The following is a 22,453-nucleotide window of genomic DNA, read 5'->3' on the forward strand; positions in this document are numbered from 1 at the left end:
AAATTGTTAAACTCCCTGCTTTCCGTCAAACCTGACAATAAGGATAAGATCAGCATGAAAATTGAAACTCAGGCGATTCACGCCGGCTTTGCGGATGATCCGACAACCCGTGCCGTTGCGGTGCCTATTTATCAGACCACTTCTTACAGTTTTCGCGATACTCAGCACGGTGCTGACCTGTTTGACCTGAAAGAGCCGGGTAACATTTACACCCGCATCATGAACCCGACCAACGATGTGCTGGAACAGCGCGTTGCGGCGATGGAAGGCGGTATCGCCGCACTGTGCATGGCATCCGGTATGGCCGCCATTACCGCCAGCATCCAGACCCTGGCCCGTGCCGGCGATAACATCGTCAGCGTCAGCCAGTTATACGGCGGCAGCTATAACCTGTTTGCCCACACCTTCCCGCAGCAGGGCATCGAAGTACGCATGGCCTCCGGTGATGACGTTGCTGCACTGGAAGCGTTAATTGACGATAAAACCCGCGCATTATTCTGTGAGTCGATCGGTAACCCGGCGGGTAACGTGGTGGACATTCAGGCGCTGGCCGATATGGCACATAAGCATGGCGTACCGGTCATCGTCGATAACACCGTTGCCACCCCTTACCTGTGCCGTCCGTTTGAATTCGGTGCCGATATTGTGGTGCATTCGCTGACCAAATACATCGGTGGTCACGGTACCACCGTTGGCGGCGCGATTGTCGATTCCGGTAAATTCCCATGGAAAGATAACCCACGCTTCCCGCACTTTAACCAGCCTGATCCGTCTTACCACGGCGTGGTGTATGCCGATGCCTTTGGTGAAGCGGCCTTTATCGGTCGCGCCCGCGTGGTGCCGCTGCGCAATATGGGTGCAGCCCTGTCGCCGTTTAATGCCTTTATGATTTTGCAGGGGCTGGAAACTCTGGCTCTGCGTATGGATCGCCATGTGGAAAACGCGCAAAAAGTGGCTGAATACCTGGCCGCCCATGAGCAGGTTTCCTGGGTGAATTATGCCGGCCTTAAAACCAGCAAATACCACGAACTGGCACAGCGTATGCTGAATGGTAAGCCATCGGCGATTCTCAGCTTTGGTATCAAAGGCGGTGCCGAAGCCGGCGCTAAATTTATTGATGCCCTGCAGATGATCAAGCGTCTGGTGAATATCGGTGATGCCAAGAGTCTGGCCTGTCATCCGGCAACCACCACACACCGTCAGCTGAATGAAAAAGAACTGGCATCCGCCGGTGTCAGCACCGATCTGGTCCGTCTGTCGATTGGTATCGAGCACGTTGACGATATCATTGCCGACGTTGAGCAGGCGCTGAAAGCTGCTCTCTGAGCAGGTTGTATCTGAAAACGTCCGGCGCTGTGCGCCGGACATTCTCCGGAGTTTTTTGGTTATGTCTTTTGGTCAGTTTATTGCCCTGATCTGCACAGTACTATCACTCGGCACCATTGCCGTGACTTATGCCGTTGGCGTAAACGAAGGTACTGCTGTTGCCTGTAATCCTTTCTTTGATGGCTGTACTGACATTACCCATACCGGAATGAAAGGCGATGCCGGATTTATTTTCCGTGGTGGCATGATTGCCGGCTGTGCATTTTTTATTGTCTGGTGGCAGGTAATGCGTACCTGGCTGGCCGGACACAGTGGCCGTATGGCTTTAAATGCCATGCAGTTTTTTGGTGTGATCGCTGCTGTTGGTTTATTGGTCGGGACTGCGGTGCTGGTACCGGAAAAAGACGCAACCCGCTGGGGTGTGCATGTGCGTGGCGCGAATCTGTTTTTTCAGGGCATGCTGATTGCTCTGACAATTAACTATGTATTGATTTTCCGCGCCCGTAAGGCCGGACTGGAAGTGCCGTCGTTTATCGCCAAAAGCGTACTGATGGCGATTCTCTGGCTTATGTTTGTCGCCTTTGCCGGTGTGACTGTTGGCGTGGAAATGAGTAACGGCAAACGCATTATCGAGTGGTGGGCCACGCTCTTTATCGGCCTGTACTTTTTGACCTCTTATTGGGACTGGCAACGGGTTCGTCTCAGTCATTATTAAACCGCAACTGTAAAATAACGGAACAAGGATGTTGTTATGACCTTACCGCAACGAACGGCGCTGGTAGCTTGCCTGCTGCCAATAATTACCATTGCGCTGAGTTATTTTCTTACCGTGCAGGGCGGACATAAGCCCTGGTGTATTCCCTATTTTGAGGGGTGTACCACCATTACCGCGACCGGTATTTATTATCCGGCGGCCTATGTATTCCGCGCCGGGTTAATCAGTGCCGCCGTAGTGTTTATTCTCTGGTGGTATTGCGTGCGCGCCTGGCTGGAAAGTGTTGGCCGCCCTGAACATCATCCGTGGATTCACCGTATTGTTACTTTCGCCATTATTGCCAGCATGCTGCTGATCGCCTCCATTGCGGTGCTGGGAGAGCATATGCTGCCGCCTTCTGATCATCGTTTTTTATGGCGTTTTCACACGGTGACGGCGGGGTTGTTTTTTCTGGTAACGGCGTTGTGCCAGATCATGATGACGCTGCGTATGCGTCAGTTGCAGCGTGAGCTGAATATTAAATTCAGCCGTATTGCCAGCAAACAGATTCTGGCGGTTTTGCAGTTGTTATTACTGGCAGCCTTTGTACTGATTCTGCTGCTGGATTTAAAAACCGATGGCGTGGAAGAGATTTTTGAATGGTGGCTGGCAACCTTCAGTTGCTTATATTTTTACACTACCTTCCATGACTGGCGCGATTTCCGTCTGACCCGGCGGGAAAAAGAGCTGGCGTTGCAACAGGATGAAACTCTGCAGGAGGTGACCGCATGACTTTACCGCAACGCATTGCCTTAAGCAGTTTCTGGTTATCACATCTCACCTTCTGGCTGACTCTGGCGCTGAGCATGGCCTGGGGGGTAACCGATATTTGTATTCCTTATCTGACCGGATGTACCAGCATTACCGCTACAGGTATCCCCGATCCGCAGGCGTTTATTTTTCGCGGTGGTTTAATTGCTGCCTGCGTTCTGTTTATTGTCTGGTGGTACTGCATGCAGGCCTGGCTGATTGAAATTGCTCCTGAACGGCCGATCTGGACGGTACGTTATATGGTAACCGCCGGCATTATCAGCTCGGTCTGCCTGATTATCGCAACGGCCGTATTAAGGCCCGATAAAGGCAATTTACCCTGGATATTGCATACCGTTGGTGCGGCTTTATTTTTCCTGATTTCACTGGCGGTACAGACGCGTATCACCTATTGGCTGAAACATCTGGCCAAGCGTGGTGTGGATATTGGTTCCAGCCTGCCGCAGAAATTTATTCTGGTGTATGCCCAGTGGTTTTTCCTTGGGGTAATGATCGTGCTGCAGGTTGCCGATAGCGATGATCGCTGGAAAAACGTGGTTGAATGGTGGATGGCGTTGTTGATAGGGCTGTTTTACCTGACCAGCTATCGTGACTGGGCGGATTTTCGCCTGACAGATACAGAATAACTGACCGGAATCATAGCTCCGGCGGCGGCAGCGGTTTATGCTGTGTTTTCCTGGCGGGTGTATTGAAACCGCTCACTGACAAGAACAAGAGGACAGACCCTATGCCGATTTCTCAGGATTTACTGCAGGAGATGAATCTGCTGGCACAGTTTGATCTGCACAGCATGCAGCAGGGAATTAAAGTACATTCTGATGCCGCGCCGGAAATTGTCGCTGCTGCACAGCGGTTGTTTGATAAAGGCCTGATTGATCAGGCTGATGGTGGTTATCTCACCAGTCTGGGACTGGATGCCGCCGAGCATGTGCAGAACGTTTTACAGATATTGCGCGGCTGAGTTCTGAAATCTCAGCTGAGCGTCTGCTCAGCTGAAATCTCCCCACTGAAACTGAAACACGCTCAGCGCTGCAAGGGCTGCGGTTTCGGTACGCAGAATTCGCGGGCCCAGTGTCAGTCCGGCAAAGCCGCTGCTCATGGCCATTTCCACTTCCTGTTCGCTGAATCCACCTTCTGGTCCGACCAGCAGGGCGACGCTTGCCGGCTGCGGATAGTCACGCAGTGGCTTCTGCCGGTGAGGATGCAGTAACAGACGCACATCGGCGTTATTGTTTTTTGCCCAGTCGGCAAAATATTGCGGCTGATTAATGGTTGGTATGCGGTTACGACCACTCTGCTCACAGGCAGAAATCGCCACTTTCTGCCAGTGCTCCATTTTTTTATCCAGTCGCTCGCCTTTTAAGCGGACTTCACAGCGCTCACTCCACAGCGGGGTAATATCGCTGATGCCCAGTTCGGTCGCTTTCTGAATAGTGAAATCCATGCGGTCACCTTTGGATACCACCTGCCCAAGTTGCAGCTTAAGTGGGGTATCTGCTTCACTGCGCAGAATGTCGCCAACCAGCACCGACGCACTTTTTTTCTGCACATCACACAGTTGTCCGGCGTATTCATGGCCGTCACCATTAAACAGGCGGACAGGATCGCCGTCGTTCATGCGCAGCACGCGGATCAGGTGGGCAAAGGCCTGATCATCCAGTTCAGTGCGCAGACCGCTGCTGAGAGCGGCGGCAGAATAAATACGGGGGCCGGACATAATGAACGGATTCCTGCAGAAGGTAGAGCTCTGCATGATAACAAAAAAGTGCAGAAATCAGAGAGTGGACAGAGAATCGGGCGGCGCCAGGCTGGCCCGGCGCTGGTATTTTATTCGTGATCGCGTTGCTGGCGTAAGGTCCGGCTTTGCAGCTGGAACAGGTGCTGAATCAGCAGTTCCTGCTCGGTTTCTTTCAGGCCTTCAAAGTTAACCCGCACCATATAAGGAGCATCGCTTTCACCGCTGTCATCGATAGAAACAATATTACCCGCCAGAGACAGAATGGCATTGGACGGTTTCAGCTGCAGGTTAAACAGCAGGTGGCTGCTGCCGCGCAGGTCGGCGTCGGTGTTAAAGGCCATACCACAGGCGCTGAGGTTGACCCTTACCCGGGCTTCCGTCATCGACAGGTTGAGCTCCGGGTGAGTGGTACTGTTGCCGTTCAGCAGATTGAGTTTGCGGTTCAGTAATTCGAGCACCTGACCAATTGCCGGATGTACCGAACGCACCTGATGAATCAGATTGCCGATATCCTGTTCCAGTTGCTTCAGTTCGCTCTTCTGTTGGCTGTGATTCTCTTTCCAGTGGCTGAATTCATCCTGGGTGATGGCCTGAAAATCCATCACCACCTCATCATCAAGGCGAAAAAAGCGGCGTCTCTCTTCCATTATTTTTATTATCCCAATCAGAATATTTCGTCAGGGCTCAGCTCGAAGTCTTCGGGCCGGGCATTTACCGCATCTTTTACCTGTCCGTCTTCCGGTTGTATTTCCGGAACATCGTCATCGTCATTTTCGTGGGTACGCAGAATCACGATTTCCACCCGGCGGTTACGGGCGCGGGATTCAGCATCGGTATTCGGTACCAGTGGCTGAGTATCGGCATGGCCGACAATCTGAAAACGGCTGGAGTCCAGTTCCGGTGCGACAAACAACTCTTCGGCAAAGGCTGCAGCCCGGGCGGAAGACAGCGTCCAGTTGGAACGGTAGCGGCCACCGGCAACCGGAATATCATCAGTATGTCCCTCAACGGAAATCCGTCCCGGAAGTGTTACCAGCACTTCACGGATTTTATCGATAACCGGCAGGAATTTATCGTCGATATAATCCGAACCTGAGCGGAAAGCGCCGCGCTGCTCGATGCGGATAATAATTTTCTTACCCACGGTTTCGATTTCCAGCTGACCTTGCGCTATTTCGCTTTCCAGTTTGGCTGCCACTTCCATGGCTTCAGCTTCGGTCTTTTTATTTTCAATATCTTCTTTGGGAACCACGACCTCACGGGTTTGCTGCCCCTGATCGCCCTGGCGCTCTTCCTGCTGGGTAACTTCATCCTGGCACAACACTTCCAGTGAGCTTTTGGTGATATCGCTGGTTTTTTGCCGGACTTCATTAATAGGCGTCGGCTCCGGAATCGACGGACTGAAATGACGGGCAATAATACTGGTTCCCTTTGGTGGATCACTGACGTTCACAACCGTTTGCACGCCAAAAGCCTCGCGCAGCTCACCGGCCAGGCGTTTAAACTTTAAGGCGTCCATTTCTGAAAATGACAGCAGCAGCACGAAAAAGCACATCAGCAGTGACATCAGATCGGCAAAGGTCATTACCCAACCGGGAATACCGGCCGGACAGGGTGGACATTCCTGTTCTTCTTCAGCGGCCATAATGCTCAATCACCTGATGTGTTGCGTTTGCCTTCCTGAATATAGGCCTGCAACATGGTTTCAATAACGCGTGGATTCTGGCCGCTCTGAATGGCAAGCAGCGCATCAATAATCATAGCTTTCAGCCGGTCTTCTTCGTTTTTACGCAGCGTCAGCTTGTCGGCAATTGGCAGCGACAGCATGGTCGCCATCATTGCGCCATAGAGAGTGGTCAGCAGTGCAACCGCCATGGCCGGGCCGATGGATTTCGGATCGTCCATATTGGCCAGCATGGCAACCAGACCGATCAGTGTACCGATCATGCCCATCGCCGGAGCCACATCACCCAGCGATTTAAAAATCGTGATACCAATATCGTGGCGTTCGCTGGCCTGCTTCAGTTCTTTATTCATTAGAGTCCGGACAACGTCCGGATCGTGGCCATCGACCAGCAGCTGAATACCTTTACTGAGAAAGTCATCACTGACTTCTTTGCCTTCCAGAGAGAGCAGGCCGCCTTTGCGCGCCATACCGGCCATTTCCACCACTTCTTCAATAATGGCTTCGGGTTTACTGAGCTTGAATGAAAAGGCTTTGGCGGCGACTTTGATGGCGCTGAGAAACTGGCCGAGTTCAAACTTCATCATAACGGCGAACATACTGCCAACGATCACAATCAGGATCGAAGGCACGTTCACAAACATACTGATATCGCCGCCCAGAACCATCGCCATAACGACGATGCCAAAGGCGCCGACTACCCCAACTAACGATGCGAGATCCACTGATGCTCCTTGCCACTAAACCATTCACTGCCTCTGAGTTTAGTCAAACATTCGTGATCTTCCTTCGCATTGACGAAATTGTTGGCAGGCTGATTTGTTTGCCGCCAGAGGGCAGACAGGGGCCGCCATAAGCGCACAGGTTGACCCGCCGGAGCCTTGGGTTTAGTGTGGCCGCTCTCCGGGAGAGCGCGATATATGACTGGTAAAAATGCCCCTTTTGAATTTGAAGCAGCACTGACTGAGCTTGAGCAATTGGTCGTGCGTATGGAAAACGGCGACCTGTCGCTGGAAGACTCGTTACGTGCCTTTGAGCAGGGCATCGGCCTGACCCGTCAGTGTCAGCAGGCGCTGAGTGCTGCCGAACAACGGGTACAGCTGCTGCTTGAACAAAATGGTCAGAGCGTGGCACAGCCTTTTGCCGCAGGTGAGGAACCCTGATGGCACCGGATTTACAGCCATTGCAGCAACAGCTGCAGAGCGTCCAGCAGCGTCTGGAACAGCAACTGCATCAGCATCTTCAGGCTCTGCAACTGGCGGATTCGCGCCTGGCGGAGGCCATGACTTATGGCGTGTTAAATGGCGGTAAACGCCTGCGGCCATTTCTTTGCTATGCCGCAGCGCAGGCGCTGGGTGGTAACTGGGAGCAGGCGGATGCCGCGGCTACCGCGCTGGAAATGGTGCACAGCTACAGTCTGGTGCACGACGATCTGCCGGCCATGGATGACGACGATCTGCGCCGTGGTAAGCCAACCTGTCATATTGCTTTTGATGAAGCCACCGCCATTCTGGCCGGTGATGGTCTGCTCACGGCAGCCTTCGAAGTACTGGCCAATGCACCACAGCAAACGGCAGAACAACGCCTGACCCTGATTCGTCTGCTGGCACAGGGGTCCGGTGGTGCGGGAATGGTGGCCGGACAAAGCATCGATCTGGGCCATGTTGGCAAGCCGATGACGCTGCCCGAGCTGGAACGCATGCACCGTCACAAAACCGGTGCGCTGATCCGCAGTGCGGTGTTAATGGGCGCTCATGCCGCCTGCGCCGAGGTGGATCAGGCAACCGAGCAGGCGTTGGTACGTTATGCCGATGCTGTCGGTCTGGCCTTTCAGGTACAGGACGATATTCTCGATATCGAAGGTGATACGGTCACTCTGGGCAAAACCCAGGGCGCTGACCTTGCACTGAACAAACCAACCTATCCGGCATTGCTGGGCCTTGATGGTGCGCGGGCCAAAGCCCGTGAGCTGGTGGCCGACGCCCATGCGGCACTGGCTGGTCTGGGTGGTGATACCTCGGTACTGGCGCAGCTGGCCGATTACATCATCAACCGCGATCACTGACCTGCGTTAAATCTTATTCGTGCAGTGGCAGGGGTAAAAGCACAGTCTCTTAGCTGTCAGACCGGGACATATACGTCACAGTGCTACTCATTACCGTCAACAGCCGTTAGAATGGCAGCCCTTTTGCGGGGCTGCCTTACGGTTTACGGTTCTTATTGTTTCCTGAACATGCCCCCTCCCGACGGATACCGCGACCGCGCTGATATAAGCTGATGACATTGACTGAAATTCCGGGCTCCCGCCCCAGTACACCGCTGCTGGACAGCATTGACTCTCCGGCCGAGCTGCGTGCGCTGGATGCAGACCTGTTGCCACAGGTGTGTGCTGAGCTGCGTGAGTTTCTGCTCTACAGTGTTGGCCAGTCCGGTGGTCATTTTGCCGCAGGTCTGGGTGTGGTCGAGTTGACGGTTGCCCTGCATCACGCATTTAACACCCCGGAAGATCGTCTGGTCTGGGACGTGGGTCATCAGGCGTATCCGCATAAAATTCTGACCGGCCGCCGTGAGCAGATGCCAAGCATCCGCAGCGCCGAAGGGCCGGCAGCGTTCCCGCTGCGTGAAGAAAGCGAATACGACACCTTTGGCGTGGGCCACTCCAGCACCTCTATCGGTGCGGCCTTAGGTATGGCGCTGGCGTTGCGCGCGCAGCAGAAAGAACAGCAAACCGTGGCCATTATTGGCGATGGTGCCATGAGCGCCGGTATGGCTTTTGAAGCGCTGAATCACGCCGGCCACGTTAAAGCCGATATGCTGGTGATCCTGAACGACAACGATATGTCGATCTCCAACAATGTCGGTGCACTGAACAAATACTTCACCCGCATCTGGTCGAGCCGTACCTATTCCGCTTTGCGTGAAGGCAGTAAACGGGTGCTGGAGAAGATTCCGGCGGCGTGGGAATTTGCCCGCCGAACCGAAGAGCACATGAAGGGCATGGTCGCGCCCGGCACCTTATTCGAGGAACTGGGCTTTAACTACTATGGCCCGATTGATGGCCATGACCTGGATGAGCTGCTGCTCACCCTGCAGAACCTGAAAAAGCTCAAAGGCCCGCGCTTCCTGCATGTGGTTACCCGTAAAGGCAAAGGATTTCAGCCGGCCGAAGATGATCCGATCAAATACCATGCGCTGAAAGGCAGCAATGCCGACGCTGGTGTGAAAATGCCGAGCTATTCCAATGTGTTCGGTAACTGGCTGTGCGATATGGCCGCTGCCGATGAGCGTCTGATGGGTATTACCCCGGCGATGCGTGAAGGTTCCGACCTGATCCGCTTCTCGCAGGAATTTCCTGAGCGTTACTTCGATGTAGCCATTGCCGAACAGCATGCAGTAACTCTGGCTGCGGGCCTAGCCTGTGAAGGGGCCAAGCCGGTGGTGGCGATTTATTCGACCTTCCTGCAGCGCGCTTATGATCAGCTGATTCACGACGTCGCATTGCAGAACCTCGATGTACTCTTTGCCATCGACCGTGCCGGCCTGGTCGGCGAAGACGGTCCCACGCATCACGGTGCCTACGATTTAAGTTACCTGCGCTGCATTCCGAATATGGTGGTGATGACCCCATCAGATGAAAACGAATGCCGCCAGATGCTCTATACCGGCTATCAGCACGAAGGCCCGGCCGCGGTGCGCTATCCGCGTGGCTGCGGCACCGGAGTTGAGCCAACCACAGATATGCAGGCACTGGCGCTGGGTAAGGGCATTATCCGTCGTGAAGGCAATGCGGTTGCAGGTAAACGCGTTGCCATTCTCGCCTTTGGCGCGCCGTTACGCGAAGCTCAGCTGGTGGCTGCCACTCTGGATGCCAGCGTCGCCGATATGCGTTTTGTTAAGCCACTGGATACCGAACTGGTATTACAGCTGGCGGCAGACCATGACCTGCTGGTCACTCTGGAAGAAAACGCTGTGATGGGCGGGGCCGGCAGTGCGGTGCTGGAAGCGCTGGCAGCCGCCAATGTGCAGATTCCGGTACTGACTCTGGGCATCCCTGACCGCTATATCGAGCATGCTTCTCCTGCCCAGCAGCAGCGGGATATTGCGCTGGATACCGATAGTCTCCTCAGCAGCATCCGTTCGCGGTTGGCGCAAGGCTGATCTACCTTTAATAACCCCTCGTTTTTCTCCCAGACAGTGCTTTACTGATAGCTTAAGCAATGTCCAGGGAGAGGAACTCATGGCTAAACGTCATGTTCTGCTCAGTCTGCTGATTTCCACCATTATTGGATTTGGAGTCTACGAGCTCAGCGTCCGCGTAGAGCAGCAACGTACTGCCGCTGTTTCCCACGATTTACTGCAGCATGTATACATCCGTTCGCTGCGTGAGTATTACCAGCTGCTGGCAGATGCCGAACAACTGCTGAACGATCATCCGCCAGGCTATGTTGAGCTGCAGCAATACCGGCAGAATTCGCCGCTGGGGCCGTTCATGCTGATCAGTGAGGAAAGCAGTGAAAAGCTGGCCGTTACCGGCGACTGGTTGCTGCATATGTCGCTGCAGGATCTGAAAGCCGATATCACTATTCCCGGCCGTCTGGTCGAGCGTCCCGGTCTGGTGCTGACTCTCCATTCCGCGATGAAAGAGCGCAGCCTGATTGTCCGGCTTGAACTTTATGAATGGTTGCAGCAGATCACCTCCGATATGGGTTATGGCGATATTCCGATGCTGGTGATGTACCACGCCCAGCCATTATCCGATCCGGCGCCGCAGCAGCGTCAGCAGATGATGGTATTCAATGATTTTCTGTTACCGGAATTCAGCCTTTATCTCGATCGCAGTCAGATCGAAGGACACTTTTTTCAGACCTATTTGCCATATTCGGCTGCCAGTGCTGCTATGGCGCTGAGCCTGCTGTTACTGATTGTTCTGTTTTATCAGTATGGCCGCCGTATGCAGGTTAGCCGTGAGCTTGAAGGCCGTTCAGCCGAGCTGGCAGAAACCAGTCATATTCTGCGTACCCAGATGGCGCTGAATGCGCGCAGCCAGAAAGAACTGTTGAAAAGCAATTATCAGTTGCGCGGTCTGAACCGTGATCTGGAAAACGCCCAGACACGGCTGAAACTCTCGGAGCGGCTGGCCGGGTTGGGAGAGCTGTCGGCTGGTATTGCCCACGAAATTAATAATCCTGTGGCTTATATCAGCAGCAACCTGAAAGAACTGGGCCATGATCTGCAGGCGTTGCTCGATTTTGTCCAGTCCATCGATGAAGCCTCTGACCTTCTGGATATTAAGTCAGATTTCTATCAGGAGCTGCTGCTCGCCTATCAGCGTCTGGATATCCCGCATGTGTCCAGTGTGGCACCTTCTCGCCTGCAGGACTGCATTCGGGGTACCGAACGTGTTACCCAGATTATTGCCGATATGCGTAAGCTGAGCCGTACCCAGTCACATATGCAATGGTGCCAGCTGAATGATGACGTCAGCAGCATTATCAATATCGCCCGTTCCCGACTGCCCGACAACGTAAACCTGACGGTAGAGCTGATTGATCTGCCGGAAGTGTTCTGTAATCCATCGCAGATTGGCCAGGTCGTACTGAATGTGCTGATCAATGCCATTCAGGCGCTGGAGGGCAGTGGCGGCAATATTTATATCAGTGAAGCACTGGATCAGAATGTGCTGAGTATCAGTATCCGCGATGATGGCCCCGGTATGGAGAACAATGTTGCATCCCGGGTGTTCGAACCCTTTTTTACCACTAAACTGGAAGGAGATGGCACTGGTCTAGGGCTGGCGCTGTGCTACAAACTGATGCAGGAACATCAGGGAGGGATTGAGCTTGAGACCGCTCCCGGTAAAGGCGCTTGTTTTACCCTGATTCTGCCGATCGGAGAAAAGAACCATGCTGAGTGACAACGTCCAGACTCTGGTACGGGAAAAACACGGCCGCTTACTGATCGTGGATGATGAAGAAGCCGTGCTGCAGGCACTGAAACGCTTATTTCATCGTCACTACGATGTCGTGCTGGTTACCAGCGGAGCCGCCGCCGTGGAGCTGCTGCAGCAGGAAGAGTTTGATCTGATCATTTCCGATATGCGCATGCCGGGCATGAGTGGGGCTGAACTGCTGAAGCATTGCTTTGAACAATATCCGGAGATGATCCGTATTCTGCTGACGGGCTACTCCGACCTGGAATCCGCCATCAAAGCGGTTAACGAAGGCAATATCTATCGTTATATATCCAAACCCTGGGATAACGATCAGCTGCGCAATATCGTGGCCGAAGCGCTGGATACCCGTGAGCTCAAAGCCGCCAATATTAAGCTGAATGCGCATATTACCGAGCAGAATGCCGAACTGGCGCGCCTGAACCGTGAGCTGCAGGATAAATACCAGCAGAAATCCGATCAGGTCGGCGAGGCCGAGGCCAAGCTGAGTGACGCTTACCGCACGTTGCGGCAGGAGTTTAACAGCATGGTGCACATTCTGGTTGGCATCATGGAGGCACGTAATGGTGAAGAAAAAGGCAGCAGCGAGCGTCAGGCGCGGCTGGCCAAATTATTTGCTGAGTTTTCCGGTCTCGACGGGCAATCCATTCAGGACGTTTATTACGCCGCTCTGCTGAAGAATATCGGTAAGGTATCGCTGCCGGACAGTGTGCTGGGCAAGGCGCTGACTCAGATGAGCGCCAACGAAAAATACGAATATGCCCACTTCACAATTAATGGCCAGACCAGCCTGATGCTGCTGGAACCTTTACAGAATGTCGCCAATATCATCCGCTCACATATGGAGCTGTATAACGGCAAAGGCTTTCCCGACAAGCTGAGTGGCAATGCCATCCCCAAAGAGGCGCGCATACTGCGTATCGTCAGCGACTATGTTGAGCTGCAGCGCGAACATAACTTTCTCGGCGAAACCCTGGATGAAGAAACCGCCAGAGCCTATCTGCTGAAAATGGCCGGGCAGCGTTACGACCGCGAGCTGGTGGATGTCTTTATGACGGTGCTGGATGACTTTGAAGAAGGTGTGGTGCCGAATCTGGAGCGTATCAACATCAAAGAGGCGCGCGTTGGTATGATTCTGGCCGGCAATCTGGTCAGTCCGGCGGGGGTGGTTCTGCTGTCAGAAGGAACACAGCTGACGGAGCGTCATGTGGCCAAACTGCAGGCCATGGAGCGGCAGTTCGAGGGCCATGAAATCAAACTGCACGTGCGGCGGGAATCCGCCGCGAAAAAGTAAGCAACAGGCCGTCGCTTACTTCTCAGTGTCGTCGCTGCTGCCCGGAATATCATCATCCTGATGAGTGACAATACCGGCCGCCGATTGCGGCAGATAATGTCCCAGCTTGCTGGCTTTGGTGTTCAGATAGCCATCGTTATGCGGGTTGCGTCCCACCTGTAACGATACCCGCTCAACCACATCAACCCCGGCTTCGCTCAGTGCTTTTACCTTGCGGGGGTTATTGGTCATCAGACGGATAGCGTGAATTCCCAGGTGATCGAGCATTGGCCGGCACATACTGTAGTCACGCATATCGGCGCCAAAGCCCAGCTGTTCGTTGGCTTCAACGGTGTCTGCTCCCTGATCCTGCAGGTTATAGGCACGGATCTTATTCAGCAGGCCAATGCCACGGCCTTCCTGACGCAGGTACAACACCACACCACGGCCGGCTTCGGCCACAGCGCGCAGCGCTTCTTCCAGCTGGTAGCCACAGTCACAGCGCATACTGAACAGCGCATCGCCGGTCAGACATTCAGAATGTGCCCGTGCCAGTACCGGCTCGCCATTGGCGATATCGCCCATGGACAGAGCTACGTGCTCTTTGCCGTTGCTGCTGTCTTCAAAGCCATGCATGGTGAAGACACCGAACGGTGTCGGTAATTTGGACGAAGCAATGAATGTGATACTCAATGGGAGTACTCCTGGGTAAAACAGGGCGCGTATTCTAACAGTCTGACACTGCCCTGCCTAATGCGATGTCGCCAAAGACCGGCGGCTTGTTATCCACTGTGGCTTTGTTGTTGCCGTGGCGATTGTGCATCAATGCCCCCGGGAGCAGGCGGAATACAGGGAAAAGTGCAGTAGAATTGCACCATCAGAACGTCGCTGGCGGCGTTATTTTTTTCTCAGCGAACAATGAATACAGGAAACCGACCCAATGATCTGGCTGCTGTTGGCCTTGTTAGTACTCGCGATTCTTATTTTACCCGGCGTATGGGTGCAGCATGTGCTGAAAAAGCACAGTGCTCCGCGCAATGATTATCCGGGTAACGGTGGCGATATGGCGCGTCACCTGCTGGCCAAACTGGAGCTGAATGATGTGCAGGTGGAAGCCACCGATCAGGGGGATCACTATGATCCACGCAGCAAAACGGTACGTCTGACCAGCGATAAACTGGACGGCAAAAGTCTCACCGCGGTAGTGGTCGCGGCCCACGAAGTCGGCCATGCACTGCAGCATGCGCGTAAAGAAACCCTGTTTCAGAGCCGCACCGGCTTTGCCGTGCTGGCCTACTGGATGCAGCGTATCGCTCCATTGGCGCTGCTGCTGGCGCCGTTTCTGGCGGTGGTTGCCCCTGTTGCCTCGCGTTTTGCCCTGGTTGTGGCGGTTGGAGCCATGCTGATCGGCACTCTGGTGCATATTGTTACTTTACCGGTGGAGTGGGATGCCAGCTTCGGTAAAGCGCTGCCATTGTTGCGCGAAGGAGAGTATCTGGACGAGCGCGATATGAAAGCCGCGCACAGCATTCTGACGGCAGCGGCTTTAACCTATGTTGCCGCTTCGCTGGTCAGCCTGCTGAATATTGGTCGCTGGCTGCGCCTGCTGCGGCGCTGATATTGTGCTGCCTTTTCGTTTAGGGCCTGTTAACGTGCACGCATGGACACCGTAGTGAGTGAAGGATGAACCTGTCTCAATATTCCAGCCGCCGTTATTTCCTGTTACTGCTGGCACCGTTTCTGGCAGTACTGTTGCTGGCGCCTGCCGCTCATGCGGCTTTACCCGGAATCGACTGGCCCGGATTGGCAATGATGCTGCGTGCAGAATGGCAGCAATTGCACACCACCTTAAATAATGTTGTCAGCGCCTGGGACAGTCTGCTGCATGGCATTCCCGAAGGTCAGCGCACACAGGTAATTATGAACAGCGGTGCACCGCTGCTGCTGGTTTTTCCCCTGCGCTGGCTGGCCAAACTATTTGCCAGCTGGACTGCCAGTATTTTAGCGGCACTGCATAACCGTCTGATTGGTGGCGGTATTCATCATCAGGGACTGCGTGCGATTACCCGGTTTATCAGTGGTATTACACCACTGCTGCCCTGGGTGCTGCTGCTATGGCTCAGCACGTTGCTGCCGCCTATGCAGCAAGAAACCGCCGGAGTCGGAGGCGCACTGCCTCTGCTGATGCAGGTTTATATTCTGTATGTGTTGCTGAAACTGGCTTCGGAGTGGTTTCTGTTCAGTGTTTGTCAGGGCGCTGGCAGTTATTTAAATGCCGACAGCACCGCGCTGCTGGAGCAGCGTGCCCGTTCATCGACTTCCTGGTTGTTGTTGCCCTGGGCGCTGATTGCGCTTGCCGATTATCTGTTTCACCGTTCGATGATCAGTCAAATGGTGGGTGGTTTTGTCTGGCTGTTCAGCTGGGTGGTTATCAGCTACCTGCTGCATTTTTACCGCGAAGAATTAATACAGAATCTTAAGCGTCTGTTGCCCGAACAGATGGACCCTCTGATTGAAAAAGCCGGTCATGGGCGCTTTATGAATCTGATTCTGCCGCTGTGGATTCCTTTTAATCTGCTGCTGTTCCTGCAGGCATTTATTGCCCAGTTGCTGGTGGAATTTACCTGGTATCAGAAGCTGAATGCACGCTGGTTCCGTATGAAAAATACGGTGGCTGATAACGGCGAAGAAGATGATCAGGGTGAATGTACCGACGACAATTATCTGCGCTGGTTTAATGCCGGCAATGACTGGGATTATCCGATTATCGATACCGGTCTCAGTGCTGCTATCCGCAAGAATTTTGATGCCTGGGACGCCGAACGCAGCGACGATAACGTTATGCTGATTACCGGCGAGCCGGGAATCGGTAAAAAATCGGCGGCCAAACGTTTTGCCAATGCCCTGCAGAATGAAAACAGGGAGGTACAGATACGGCAGCTGGACGTGCCGGCAAAAACCACGAATGCCGCCGACATTTATCGCCTGATAGGTGACGCGCTGGAAATAGATTTAAGTGCCGGCCCGGCAGCGCTGGCAGCCCAGGATGAACAGCTGCAACCAACGCTGATTATTCTCAATAATGCTGAAAACTCATTCCTTGCCGACGTAGGTTGCCTGGATGGCTGGCGCACACTGCTCAGCCTTACCAATACCCGTGTACAGAATATCTACTGGCTGATTGTTATTAATAATCAGAGCTGGGCTTATCTGTGTAATGTGTTTGGCCGTGATTATCAGATGCGTAATGTGATCCGGGTAAAACGCTGGACGCAGGCAGAAATCCGTTCGCTGATTTTGTCGCGCAACCAGAAGAGCGGTTATCGCCTGCAATACGATGATGTGCTGATTGATCCGCGCTCGCCGGTTGCCGGCGCATTGCGCAATGCCGAGCAACGTTATTTCAGCCTGCTGTGGGATGCCTGTCACGGTATTCCGGTCACGGCGCTGATGCTATGGAAAGAGTCGGTCAGTACCCAGCGTGGTGTGGCTACAGCCAGCATTCCACGTTTGCCTGCCAGCACCGGCTTTGAAAAATCCGGGCCGCGCATGCTGTTTATTTTTGCGGCCATTGTAACCCACGGCAATCTGACTACGGCGGAACTGGTACGGGTAACCAATACCGCAGAAAACATTGTACGCTTTGCTCTTAAAACCGGGCTGGAAGCCGGTATGATTGAAAAAGGCAATGATGGTCGCTACGGCATTACCGCGCTTTGGTATCACACCGTGGTGAGCACACTGAACAGGATGAATATGCTGAATGAATGAAACCAACGGTCTGGTCGATGGCCTGCTCAGCATCGCCGGTATTTTTAATCTATATGCGATTTTCTGGCTGATTATCGGTGGCTTTGCGCTGTGGGGTGGCGCTCAGGGATTAAATAACCTCAGCCAGCGGTTGATGGGAAAAATTCCCGCCCGGCGTTTTTTAATTCTGCAGATTTCCACGCTGCTGACGTTTGCGCTGTATATCTTCGGTACCGTTGGCTTATTTATTGCCGTGCTGCAACCGCCGAAAGAGCTGCTGTTTGCCGCCGCCGGTTCCGTGGCTGTTGCACTGGGTTTTGCCTTAAAAGATATTGCTGCATCGCTGGTGGCCGGTATTCTGCTGCTGTTTGACCGCCCGTTCCGTGTTGGTGACCGCGTCAGCTTTGGCGATACCTATGGCGAGATTGTTTCTATTGGTCTGCGTACCGTGCGGCTGGTGACACTGGACGATAATCTGGTCACTATTCCCAACTCGCGTTTTATTACCGATGTTGTCGCCTCCGGTAATGCCGGTGAGCTGGACATGATGGTGGTTACTGATTTTCATCTGGCCCTCGGCGCCGATCTGGCTGAAGCACAAAAGTTAATCGAAGAAGTGGTGGTGACCAGCCGTTACGCCTACCTGAAAAAACCTGTGGCTTTTACTCTGGAAGAAGTTGAAATAGCTCATGTGCTTGCCATCCGTCTGCGGGTAAAAGCCTATGTGCTTGATGTGCGTTACGAGAAAGCCTTTCAGTCGGATATCGTTCTGCGTGGCACGGCGCTGCTGGCACAACATGATATTGCGCGTCCTAAACCGCTGCAGGCTTTATAGTGGTTTAGTGTTTCTGGCCTGAGGTAACAATTGATATGATGCTGCCTTCAGGAATTCTCACCAGGGACATAAAAAAATGAACATTCTCTCTCTGCTTAAAATGCCGCTTATTGCCAGTGTTGTACTGCTCAGCGGCTGTATCGACGGCTTTGAAAAACATCTGCAGGATGCCATCAGCTTGTATGGCGAACGCAAAGTGCAATACAGCGAACAGACCGGTGGCGCCACCGATGCTTTGTTTGACCGCTTGATTCTGACAGAAACCCTGTTGCTGCCGGTTGCCAAAACCTATGATGCGCGCGCTTATCCGTTTACCGAACAGGGCATTGCGATTATCCAGAATGACTTTGTGCCGATGGACGATAACCGTGGCTTTGATTACCCGTTACCGCCTGCTGCGGAGCTGACCGCAGAACTGGAACAGCAGGCACGGGATATTATCCGGCAATTATTTGCCATTGACGGTCAGGATGCCTTTGCCGTCAGTGATGCCGTTAATAACGTGCTGCGCAGTATCGATGTGCTGGAACACCGTCACAATATTTATCTGCCTATGAGCAAACACCTGATTGAATCTTTGGGCTATGGCGCGCTACACAGTTTGTATTACCGTTGCGAAAGTGCCAATAAAACCTACCAGCTGGGGCAGGATCTGATGGCACTGCAACTGCTGGCGATTAAAATCGGCAACCCGCTGGGTTACGACCGCGACGCTAACGTATTTCATCAGCAGCGTGTCGGCGTATTACTGAATGATCTGCCTCATATTCCTTTTCTGCAGGAATACGACCAATACATAATGAACGACAGGGATCGCCTGCAGATTTGCCTGCAAGCGTTTTAAGTCCGGATTGATCGACGGAAAAACGGTTATGACCATCGAATTTATTTACCATCCCGCCATCGTGCCAGGCGAAGACAGTCCGCAAACTCTCAGCCTGTATTTTCTTGGCGAGCGTCTGCTGCTGAAGCCCGGGGTGATGGACAATGCAGAGCAAGCCATGCCGTGGACAACCGATTCCGTTGAACAGGACCCACGGCTGGAGTTATTGCTCGGCAGTGTTAATGGTGTGTCGCTGCGAGTGGTTGGTCTGGCCGATATTCCGCCGGGGTTTGAAGAGGTGGCATTGCGCGATTATCTGCTCGCCGCCAGCGACGATATTTTCCGTGTGGTAAATGCTGCCGCACAGTTACGTTACTGGCGCAGCACGCAGAACTTCTGCAGCCGCTGCGGCACGCTGCTGAAGCCTATTGTGAATGACCGTGCACTGGTTTGCCCGGCATGCAGCTATCGTTCTTATCCGAAAATATCCCCGTGTGTGATTGGCGTTGTGCGCAAAGGACGGACATTATTGCTCGCTCACTCCAACCGCCACCGCACCGCCATGTATTCCTGTCTTGCCGGTTTTATTGAAGCCGGCGAAACCGCCGAGGAAGCACTGGCACGGGAAATATTTGAAGAAGCCGGAGTTCAGATTAAAAATCCGCGCTACCTCGTCTCGCAGGCATGGCCATTCCCGCACCAGTTAATGCTCGGCTATTTATGCGACTACGACAGTGGTGAACTGAATATCGACACCACTGAACTGGAAAGTGCCGACTGGTTTGATATCGACAACCTACCGCAACTCCCGGCACCACAGACCGTGGCGCGTAAATTAATTGAAGCGGCGGTGGAGCTGATTAAAGAAGACGAGGGAAGTTGCTGATTACTGCAGATAGGAGCAATGGTTGTTGCGGATAACTACTGTGGTTTTTCTCCGTTAATCAGCATCGTTAGGAATTTTTCAAATCTTGCCTGTCGGGTTTCGGGCTTTTTTGCTTCCGCCAGACGGAAAGCTATCAGGGTGCGGCTTGATTTGGGCAGCGTTGCAAAAAACTGCTTTGCCTCTGGTCTGCTTTCCAGCGCCTGCAGAAAGTCGGCGGGAACTTCCATATCGCTGACGCAATAGGCTTTTTCCCAACGGCCATCCGCTTTGGCTGCGTGTACGTGCATCAGGCCGGGTTCCTGCATCCGGCCTTCTGCGATTAAGCGTTCTATATGTTCAGTATTTTTCTTCGACCAGATACTGCGCGGGCCTCTTGGCGTAATCCGCTGCAGATAAGCCTGTTCATCAAGAGATTTGCGGATACCGTCAATCCAGCCCCAGCACAGAACTTCTGATACAACATCTTCCCAGACAACGCTGGGAATACCTGTGTTTTTCTTAAAAATCTTCACCCACAATTCACGCTCAACCGCGTGGTTCTGCCTGAGCCACAGGCCAAGTTCTTCAGCCGTGGCAAAGGCAATGATTTTCTGCGGATCGGGGACAGGCATAAGGCTGGAGCCTCCTCAGTCAGAACAGCGACTGGCGTTCTCAGTCATCGCCAGCGTGGTTACATATTTTTTGCACCAAAGGCTATTTTGTTGTTATCCAGATCACGCACATAAGCCGAGAAACGCGGCCCTCTCTGGCCGGGTTTGCCTTCACAGCTTCCGCCTAATTCAATGGCTTTGTTATACAGACGGGTAACTTCATCCTCAGAATCAAGGCTGAAACCCAGCATTGTGCCATTGCCATTGGTCGCTGTGTTTTGATCAAAAGGAATTGCCACGGCAAAGGCTCCGTCTTCATCCTCACCCTGCCAGAATGTCATACGCTCGCTCGCAAAGGTCTGGCGCATTTCCGTATTTTCGAACAGGGCATCATAGAACTTAACCGCTGCTTCCATATTGTTGGTGCCAAACACAAAGTAATTCATCTTCATTATGGTTCTCCTTCAGAAAGCAGCGAGGATAGCGGCGGCTGGTGACAGAAAGCGTCAGCAGTATTGATATCACAATACTTCGCCGACATAGCAATGAGTCGCCGGCATGGCCAGCTCCTGCGACATGTGTTGCCGCAACGGCTTTGCAGCATATTAATGTGCCAGCAGGCTGGCGAATTATCCCAGCGCCAGTACCGTTCCCTGCAATACCAGCAAGCCAAAAATTCCGGCAATCACATCGTCAATCATAATGCCGAAACCGCCATGGACTTTGGCATCCAGCCATTTAATCGGCCATGGTTTGAGGATGTCGAAAAAGCGGAACAGCACAAAGCCGTACAGCAACCAGCCAAAGTCGGTGAGCACATCGCCGCTGTGCGGCAACCAGAGCAGTGTTATCCACACACCGATCCATTCGTCCCAGACAATGCCGCCGTGGTCATGTACGCCGAGGTCGCGCGAGGTGATTTCGCACAGCACGACGCCTAAGGCAAAACCGGCAATCAGAATGCCCAGATACGGCAGCGTTGGCATGCCCTGTAATAAAAAATACCAGACGGGTAATGCTGCCAGAGTGCCGAAGGTGCCGGGTGCTTTTGGTGCCAGGCCGGAGCCTAAACCGAAAGCCAGCAGGTGAATGGGGTTTTTAAGATTGGGGCGTACAGCAGACTGGTTGACTGAGTTACTCACAGGGTTCTCCGGCTGACCTGTTTCAGGCCAGCAGCTGACCCTCTTTAATAGCGGTGGATGATAGCAGCCGGGCGGGATTAATTTCCATGATGGTCACTTCATTACCGGCGATGCGGATGCCTTTCAGCCAGCCACGGGCAAAGGGCGGCATATAGTCCTGCTGCTCTTTTTCCAGCTGTGCGGCGCTGCAACTGAACACTTCGCCGACGTCATCGACCCGCAGACCGAGGGTTTGCTGTTCACTGCTCTGCAGCATGATTACGGTCGGGCGGATGCTGCTGCGTACCATGTTCGACGCTTCGGCAAACAGGTCGCGCAGGCGTTGCAGCGTACTGCTGCCCTGATGACTCAGAATGTTCAGGGCTTCTTCGGCCTGGTCGTTATCACGCAGGGTGAGCAGCTGATCAGCGAGTGCGTGAATACGTTTATGCGGTTCGTCAAAGCTGCGCAGTACATGTTGCAACTGGCTGTCGTCGGTGCGGAAGTTGTCGTACCACTGGCCGAATTTGCATTGGTGCGGGTCGCGCGCCAGATCAAAGCTGCCGCCATGCTGCAGGCAGTCTTTTAAGGTGTTAAGCCAGAGAACATGGTCCTGCTCACGGGCCTGCAATAACTCGAGTAGTTCACGGCTTTTGCTGCGTTCGGATGGCTGATTGAGCAGACGTGCCAGCGACAGAATAATGCAGGCCTGGCCTTCAAATTCCACCATATCGAATTGCTGGCCTTTACCGGTGGCAACCTGCGTGGGCGTCAGAGCACTTTCGGCGGCAATAAAACGCACGCTTTCAATGGGAACGGCAAAGTGCTGGCGGGCGTGACGGAAGCTGAGGTATTCCATGGCGGGTCCTTGCGCGGGCATTAGGTTGGCAGTGTGCAGTGGCTATCCTGATAAGTAAGACCAAGTATAGATGGCGCTCGTTATCCTGCCGGA

24 protein-coding genes are annotated in these 22,453 nt (G+C 53.5%); 15 read left to right on the forward strand and 9 right to left on the reverse strand.

The annotated features are described in order from the left end of the window. Nucleotides 1–54: 54 nt before the first annotated feature. From LGT44_RS14690 to LGT44_RS14710, 5 genes are all read left to right on the forward strand, one after another. Nucleotides 55–1,326 (forward strand): bifunctional O-acetylhomoserine aminocarboxypropyltransferase/cysteine synthase, encoded by a 1,272-nt coding sequence (locus LGT44_RS14690; protein WP_230331189.1) that lies wholly within the window; start codon nucleotides 55–57, stop codon nucleotides 1,324–1,326. Nucleotides 1,327–1,387: 61 nt separating this feature from the next. Then, entirely contained in the window at nucleotides 1,388–2,041 is a 654-nt protein-coding gene (locus LGT44_RS14695; RefSeq protein ID WP_145470771.1) for a Frag1/DRAM/Sfk1 family protein, read from the forward strand. Nucleotides 2,042–2,077: 36 nt separating this feature from the next. After that, nucleotides 2,078–2,812, forward strand: coding sequence for a hypothetical protein (locus tag LGT44_RS14700; RefSeq protein ID WP_145470773.1), 735 nt, complete (start codon nucleotides 2,078–2,080; stop codon nucleotides 2,810–2,812). Next, complete coding sequence (locus LGT44_RS14705; RefSeq protein ID WP_230331188.1) at nucleotides 2,809–3,477, forward strand: Frag1/DRAM/Sfk1 family protein; 669 nt, start codon at nucleotides 2,809–2,811, stop codon at nucleotides 3,475–3,477. Before LGT44_RS14700 ends, LGT44_RS14705 begins: the two co-directional genes overlap by 4 nt. Nucleotides 3,478–3,578: 101 nt before the next feature. Then, on the forward strand, nucleotides 3,579–3,812 hold the full coding sequence (locus LGT44_RS14710) for a TIGR02647 family protein (RefSeq protein WP_225692415.1): 234 nt from the start codon (nucleotides 3,579–3,581) through the stop codon (nucleotides 3,810–3,812). A gap of 27 nt (nucleotides 3,813–3,839) precedes the next feature. Here LGT44_RS14710 and LGT44_RS14715 read toward each other — a convergent pair whose 3' ends face one another. The 4 genes from LGT44_RS14715 to pomA all read right to left on the reverse strand — a co-directional run bounded on the left by LGT44_RS14715 (nucleotide 3,840) and on the right by pomA (nucleotide 6,998). Continuing rightward, nucleotides 3,840–4,568, reverse strand: a complete 729-nt coding sequence (locus LGT44_RS14715) for a 16S rRNA (uracil(1498)-N(3))-methyltransferase (protein ID WP_230331187.1) — start codon at nucleotides 4,566–4,568, stop codon at nucleotides 3,840–3,842. Between the two features lie 110 nt (nucleotides 4,569–4,678). Next, on the reverse strand, nucleotides 4,679–5,236 hold the full coding sequence (locus LGT44_RS14720; RefSeq protein WP_145470781.1) for a PilZ domain-containing protein: 558 nt from the start codon (nucleotides 5,234–5,236) through the stop codon (nucleotides 4,679–4,681). Nucleotides 5,237–5,253: 17 nt separating this feature from the next. Next, nucleotides 5,254–6,234, reverse strand: a complete 981-nt coding sequence (locus LGT44_RS14725; protein WP_145470783.1) for a flagellar motor protein MotB — start codon at nucleotides 6,232–6,234, stop codon at nucleotides 5,254–5,256. Between the two features lie 5 nt (nucleotides 6,235–6,239). After that, entirely contained in the window at nucleotides 6,240–6,998 is a 759-nt protein-coding gene (gene pomA / locus LGT44_RS14730; RefSeq protein WP_145470785.1) for a flagellar motor protein PomA, read from the reverse strand. A gap of 195 nt (nucleotides 6,999–7,193) precedes the next feature. On the opposite strand from pomA, the gene LGT44_RS14735 reads away from it, so the two are divergent. The 5 genes from LGT44_RS14735 to LGT44_RS14755 all read left to right on the forward strand — a co-directional run bounded on the left by LGT44_RS14735 (nucleotide 7,194) and on the right by LGT44_RS14755 (nucleotide 13,517). Then, nucleotides 7,194–7,436 (forward strand): exodeoxyribonuclease VII small subunit, encoded by a 243-nt coding sequence (locus LGT44_RS14735; RefSeq protein WP_145470787.1) that lies wholly within the window; start codon nucleotides 7,194–7,196, stop codon nucleotides 7,434–7,436. Then, nucleotides 7,436–8,338 (forward strand): (2E,6E)-farnesyl diphosphate synthase, encoded by a 903-nt coding sequence (gene ispA, locus LGT44_RS14740; RefSeq protein ID WP_230331186.1) that lies wholly within the window; start codon nucleotides 7,436–7,438, stop codon nucleotides 8,336–8,338. Before LGT44_RS14735 ends, ispA begins: the two co-directional genes overlap by 1 nt. Nucleotides 8,339–8,550: 212 nt before the next feature. Continuing rightward, nucleotides 8,551–10,431: a 1-deoxy-D-xylulose-5-phosphate synthase gene (gene dxs, locus LGT44_RS14745; protein ID WP_230331185.1), complete on the forward strand. Its 1,881-nt coding sequence runs from the start codon at nucleotides 8,551–8,553 to the stop codon at nucleotides 10,429–10,431. Between the two features lie 79 nt (nucleotides 10,432–10,510). Next, nucleotides 10,511–12,187: a sensor histidine kinase gene (locus LGT44_RS14750; protein WP_230331184.1), complete on the forward strand. Its 1,677-nt coding sequence runs from the start codon at nucleotides 10,511–10,513 to the stop codon at nucleotides 12,185–12,187. Next, the gene (locus tag LGT44_RS14755) at nucleotides 12,177–13,517 is read left to right on the forward strand and encodes an HD domain-containing phosphohydrolase (RefSeq protein ID WP_145470795.1); all 1,341 of its coding nucleotides are present in this window, start codon (nucleotides 12,177–12,179) and stop codon (nucleotides 13,515–13,517) included. Before LGT44_RS14750 ends, LGT44_RS14755 begins: the two co-directional genes overlap by 11 nt. Before the next feature lie 15 nt (nucleotides 13,518–13,532). On the opposite strand, the gene ribA is transcribed toward LGT44_RS14755, so the two are convergent. Continuing rightward, a complete protein-coding gene (ribA, locus tag LGT44_RS14760; RefSeq protein WP_145470796.1) occupies nucleotides 13,533–14,189 on the reverse strand; it encodes a GTP cyclohydrolase II in 657 nt (218 codons plus the stop codon). Between the two features lie 247 nt (nucleotides 14,190–14,436). Between ribA and LGT44_RS14765 the strand changes: the two genes are divergently transcribed. The 5 genes from LGT44_RS14765 to nudC all read left to right on the forward strand — a co-directional run bounded on the left by LGT44_RS14765 (nucleotide 14,437) and on the right by nudC (nucleotide 19,790). Continuing rightward, a complete protein-coding gene (locus LGT44_RS14765; protein ID WP_145470798.1) occupies nucleotides 14,437–15,114 on the forward strand; it encodes a zinc metallopeptidase in 678 nt (225 codons plus the stop codon). A 65-nt stretch (nucleotides 15,115–15,179) separates the two neighbouring features. Next, nucleotides 15,180–17,267: an ATP-binding protein gene (locus LGT44_RS14770; RefSeq protein ID WP_230331183.1), complete on the forward strand. Its 2,088-nt coding sequence runs from the start codon at nucleotides 15,180–15,182 to the stop codon at nucleotides 17,265–17,267. Beyond that, nucleotides 17,260–18,081 carry a mechanosensitive ion channel family protein gene (locus tag LGT44_RS14775; RefSeq protein ID WP_230331182.1) on the forward strand — a complete coding sequence of 274 codons (822 nt, stop codon included), beginning with the start codon at nucleotides 17,260–17,262 and terminating at the stop codon, nucleotides 18,079–18,081. Before LGT44_RS14770 ends, LGT44_RS14775 begins: the two co-directional genes overlap by 8 nt. A gap of 76 nt (nucleotides 18,082–18,157) precedes the next feature. Beyond that, nucleotides 18,158–18,925, forward strand: coding sequence for a hypothetical protein (locus LGT44_RS14780; protein ID WP_225692421.1), 768 nt, complete (start codon nucleotides 18,158–18,160; stop codon nucleotides 18,923–18,925). A 28-nt stretch (nucleotides 18,926–18,953) separates the two neighbouring features. Then, nucleotides 18,954–19,790 carry an NAD(+) diphosphatase gene (gene nudC, locus LGT44_RS14785; protein WP_230331181.1) on the forward strand — a complete coding sequence of 279 codons (837 nt, stop codon included), beginning with the start codon at nucleotides 18,954–18,956 and terminating at the stop codon, nucleotides 19,788–19,790. Between the two features lie 35 nt (nucleotides 19,791–19,825). Here the strand turns inward: nudC and LGT44_RS14790 are convergent, their stop codons facing one another. The 4 genes from LGT44_RS14790 to LGT44_RS14805 form a co-directional block, all read right to left on the reverse strand. Next, complete coding sequence (locus LGT44_RS14790) at nucleotides 19,826–20,401, reverse strand: YdeI/OmpD-associated family protein (RefSeq protein ID WP_230331180.1); 576 nt, start codon at nucleotides 20,399–20,401, stop codon at nucleotides 19,826–19,828. Nucleotides 20,402–20,460: 59 nt separating this feature from the next. Next, nucleotides 20,461–20,832, reverse strand: a complete 372-nt coding sequence (locus LGT44_RS14795) for a VOC family protein (protein ID WP_230331179.1) — start codon at nucleotides 20,830–20,832, stop codon at nucleotides 20,461–20,463. A 177-nt stretch (nucleotides 20,833–21,009) separates the two neighbouring features. Continuing rightward, complete coding sequence (locus LGT44_RS14800; RefSeq protein WP_225692428.1) at nucleotides 21,010–21,522, reverse strand: phosphatidylglycerophosphatase A family protein; 513 nt, start codon at nucleotides 21,520–21,522, stop codon at nucleotides 21,010–21,012. A 22-nt stretch (nucleotides 21,523–21,544) separates the two neighbouring features. After that, a complete protein-coding gene (locus LGT44_RS14805) occupies nucleotides 21,545–22,360 on the reverse strand; it encodes a CZB domain-containing protein (protein ID WP_186436030.1) in 816 nt (271 codons plus the stop codon). Nucleotides 22,361–22,453 lie beyond the last annotated feature (93 nt).

This window comes from Thalassolituus alkanivorans, assembly GCF_020447205.1.
Lineage (GTDB): Bacteria > Pseudomonadota > Gammaproteobacteria > Pseudomonadales > Oceanobacteraceae > Venatoribacter > Venatoribacter alkanivorans.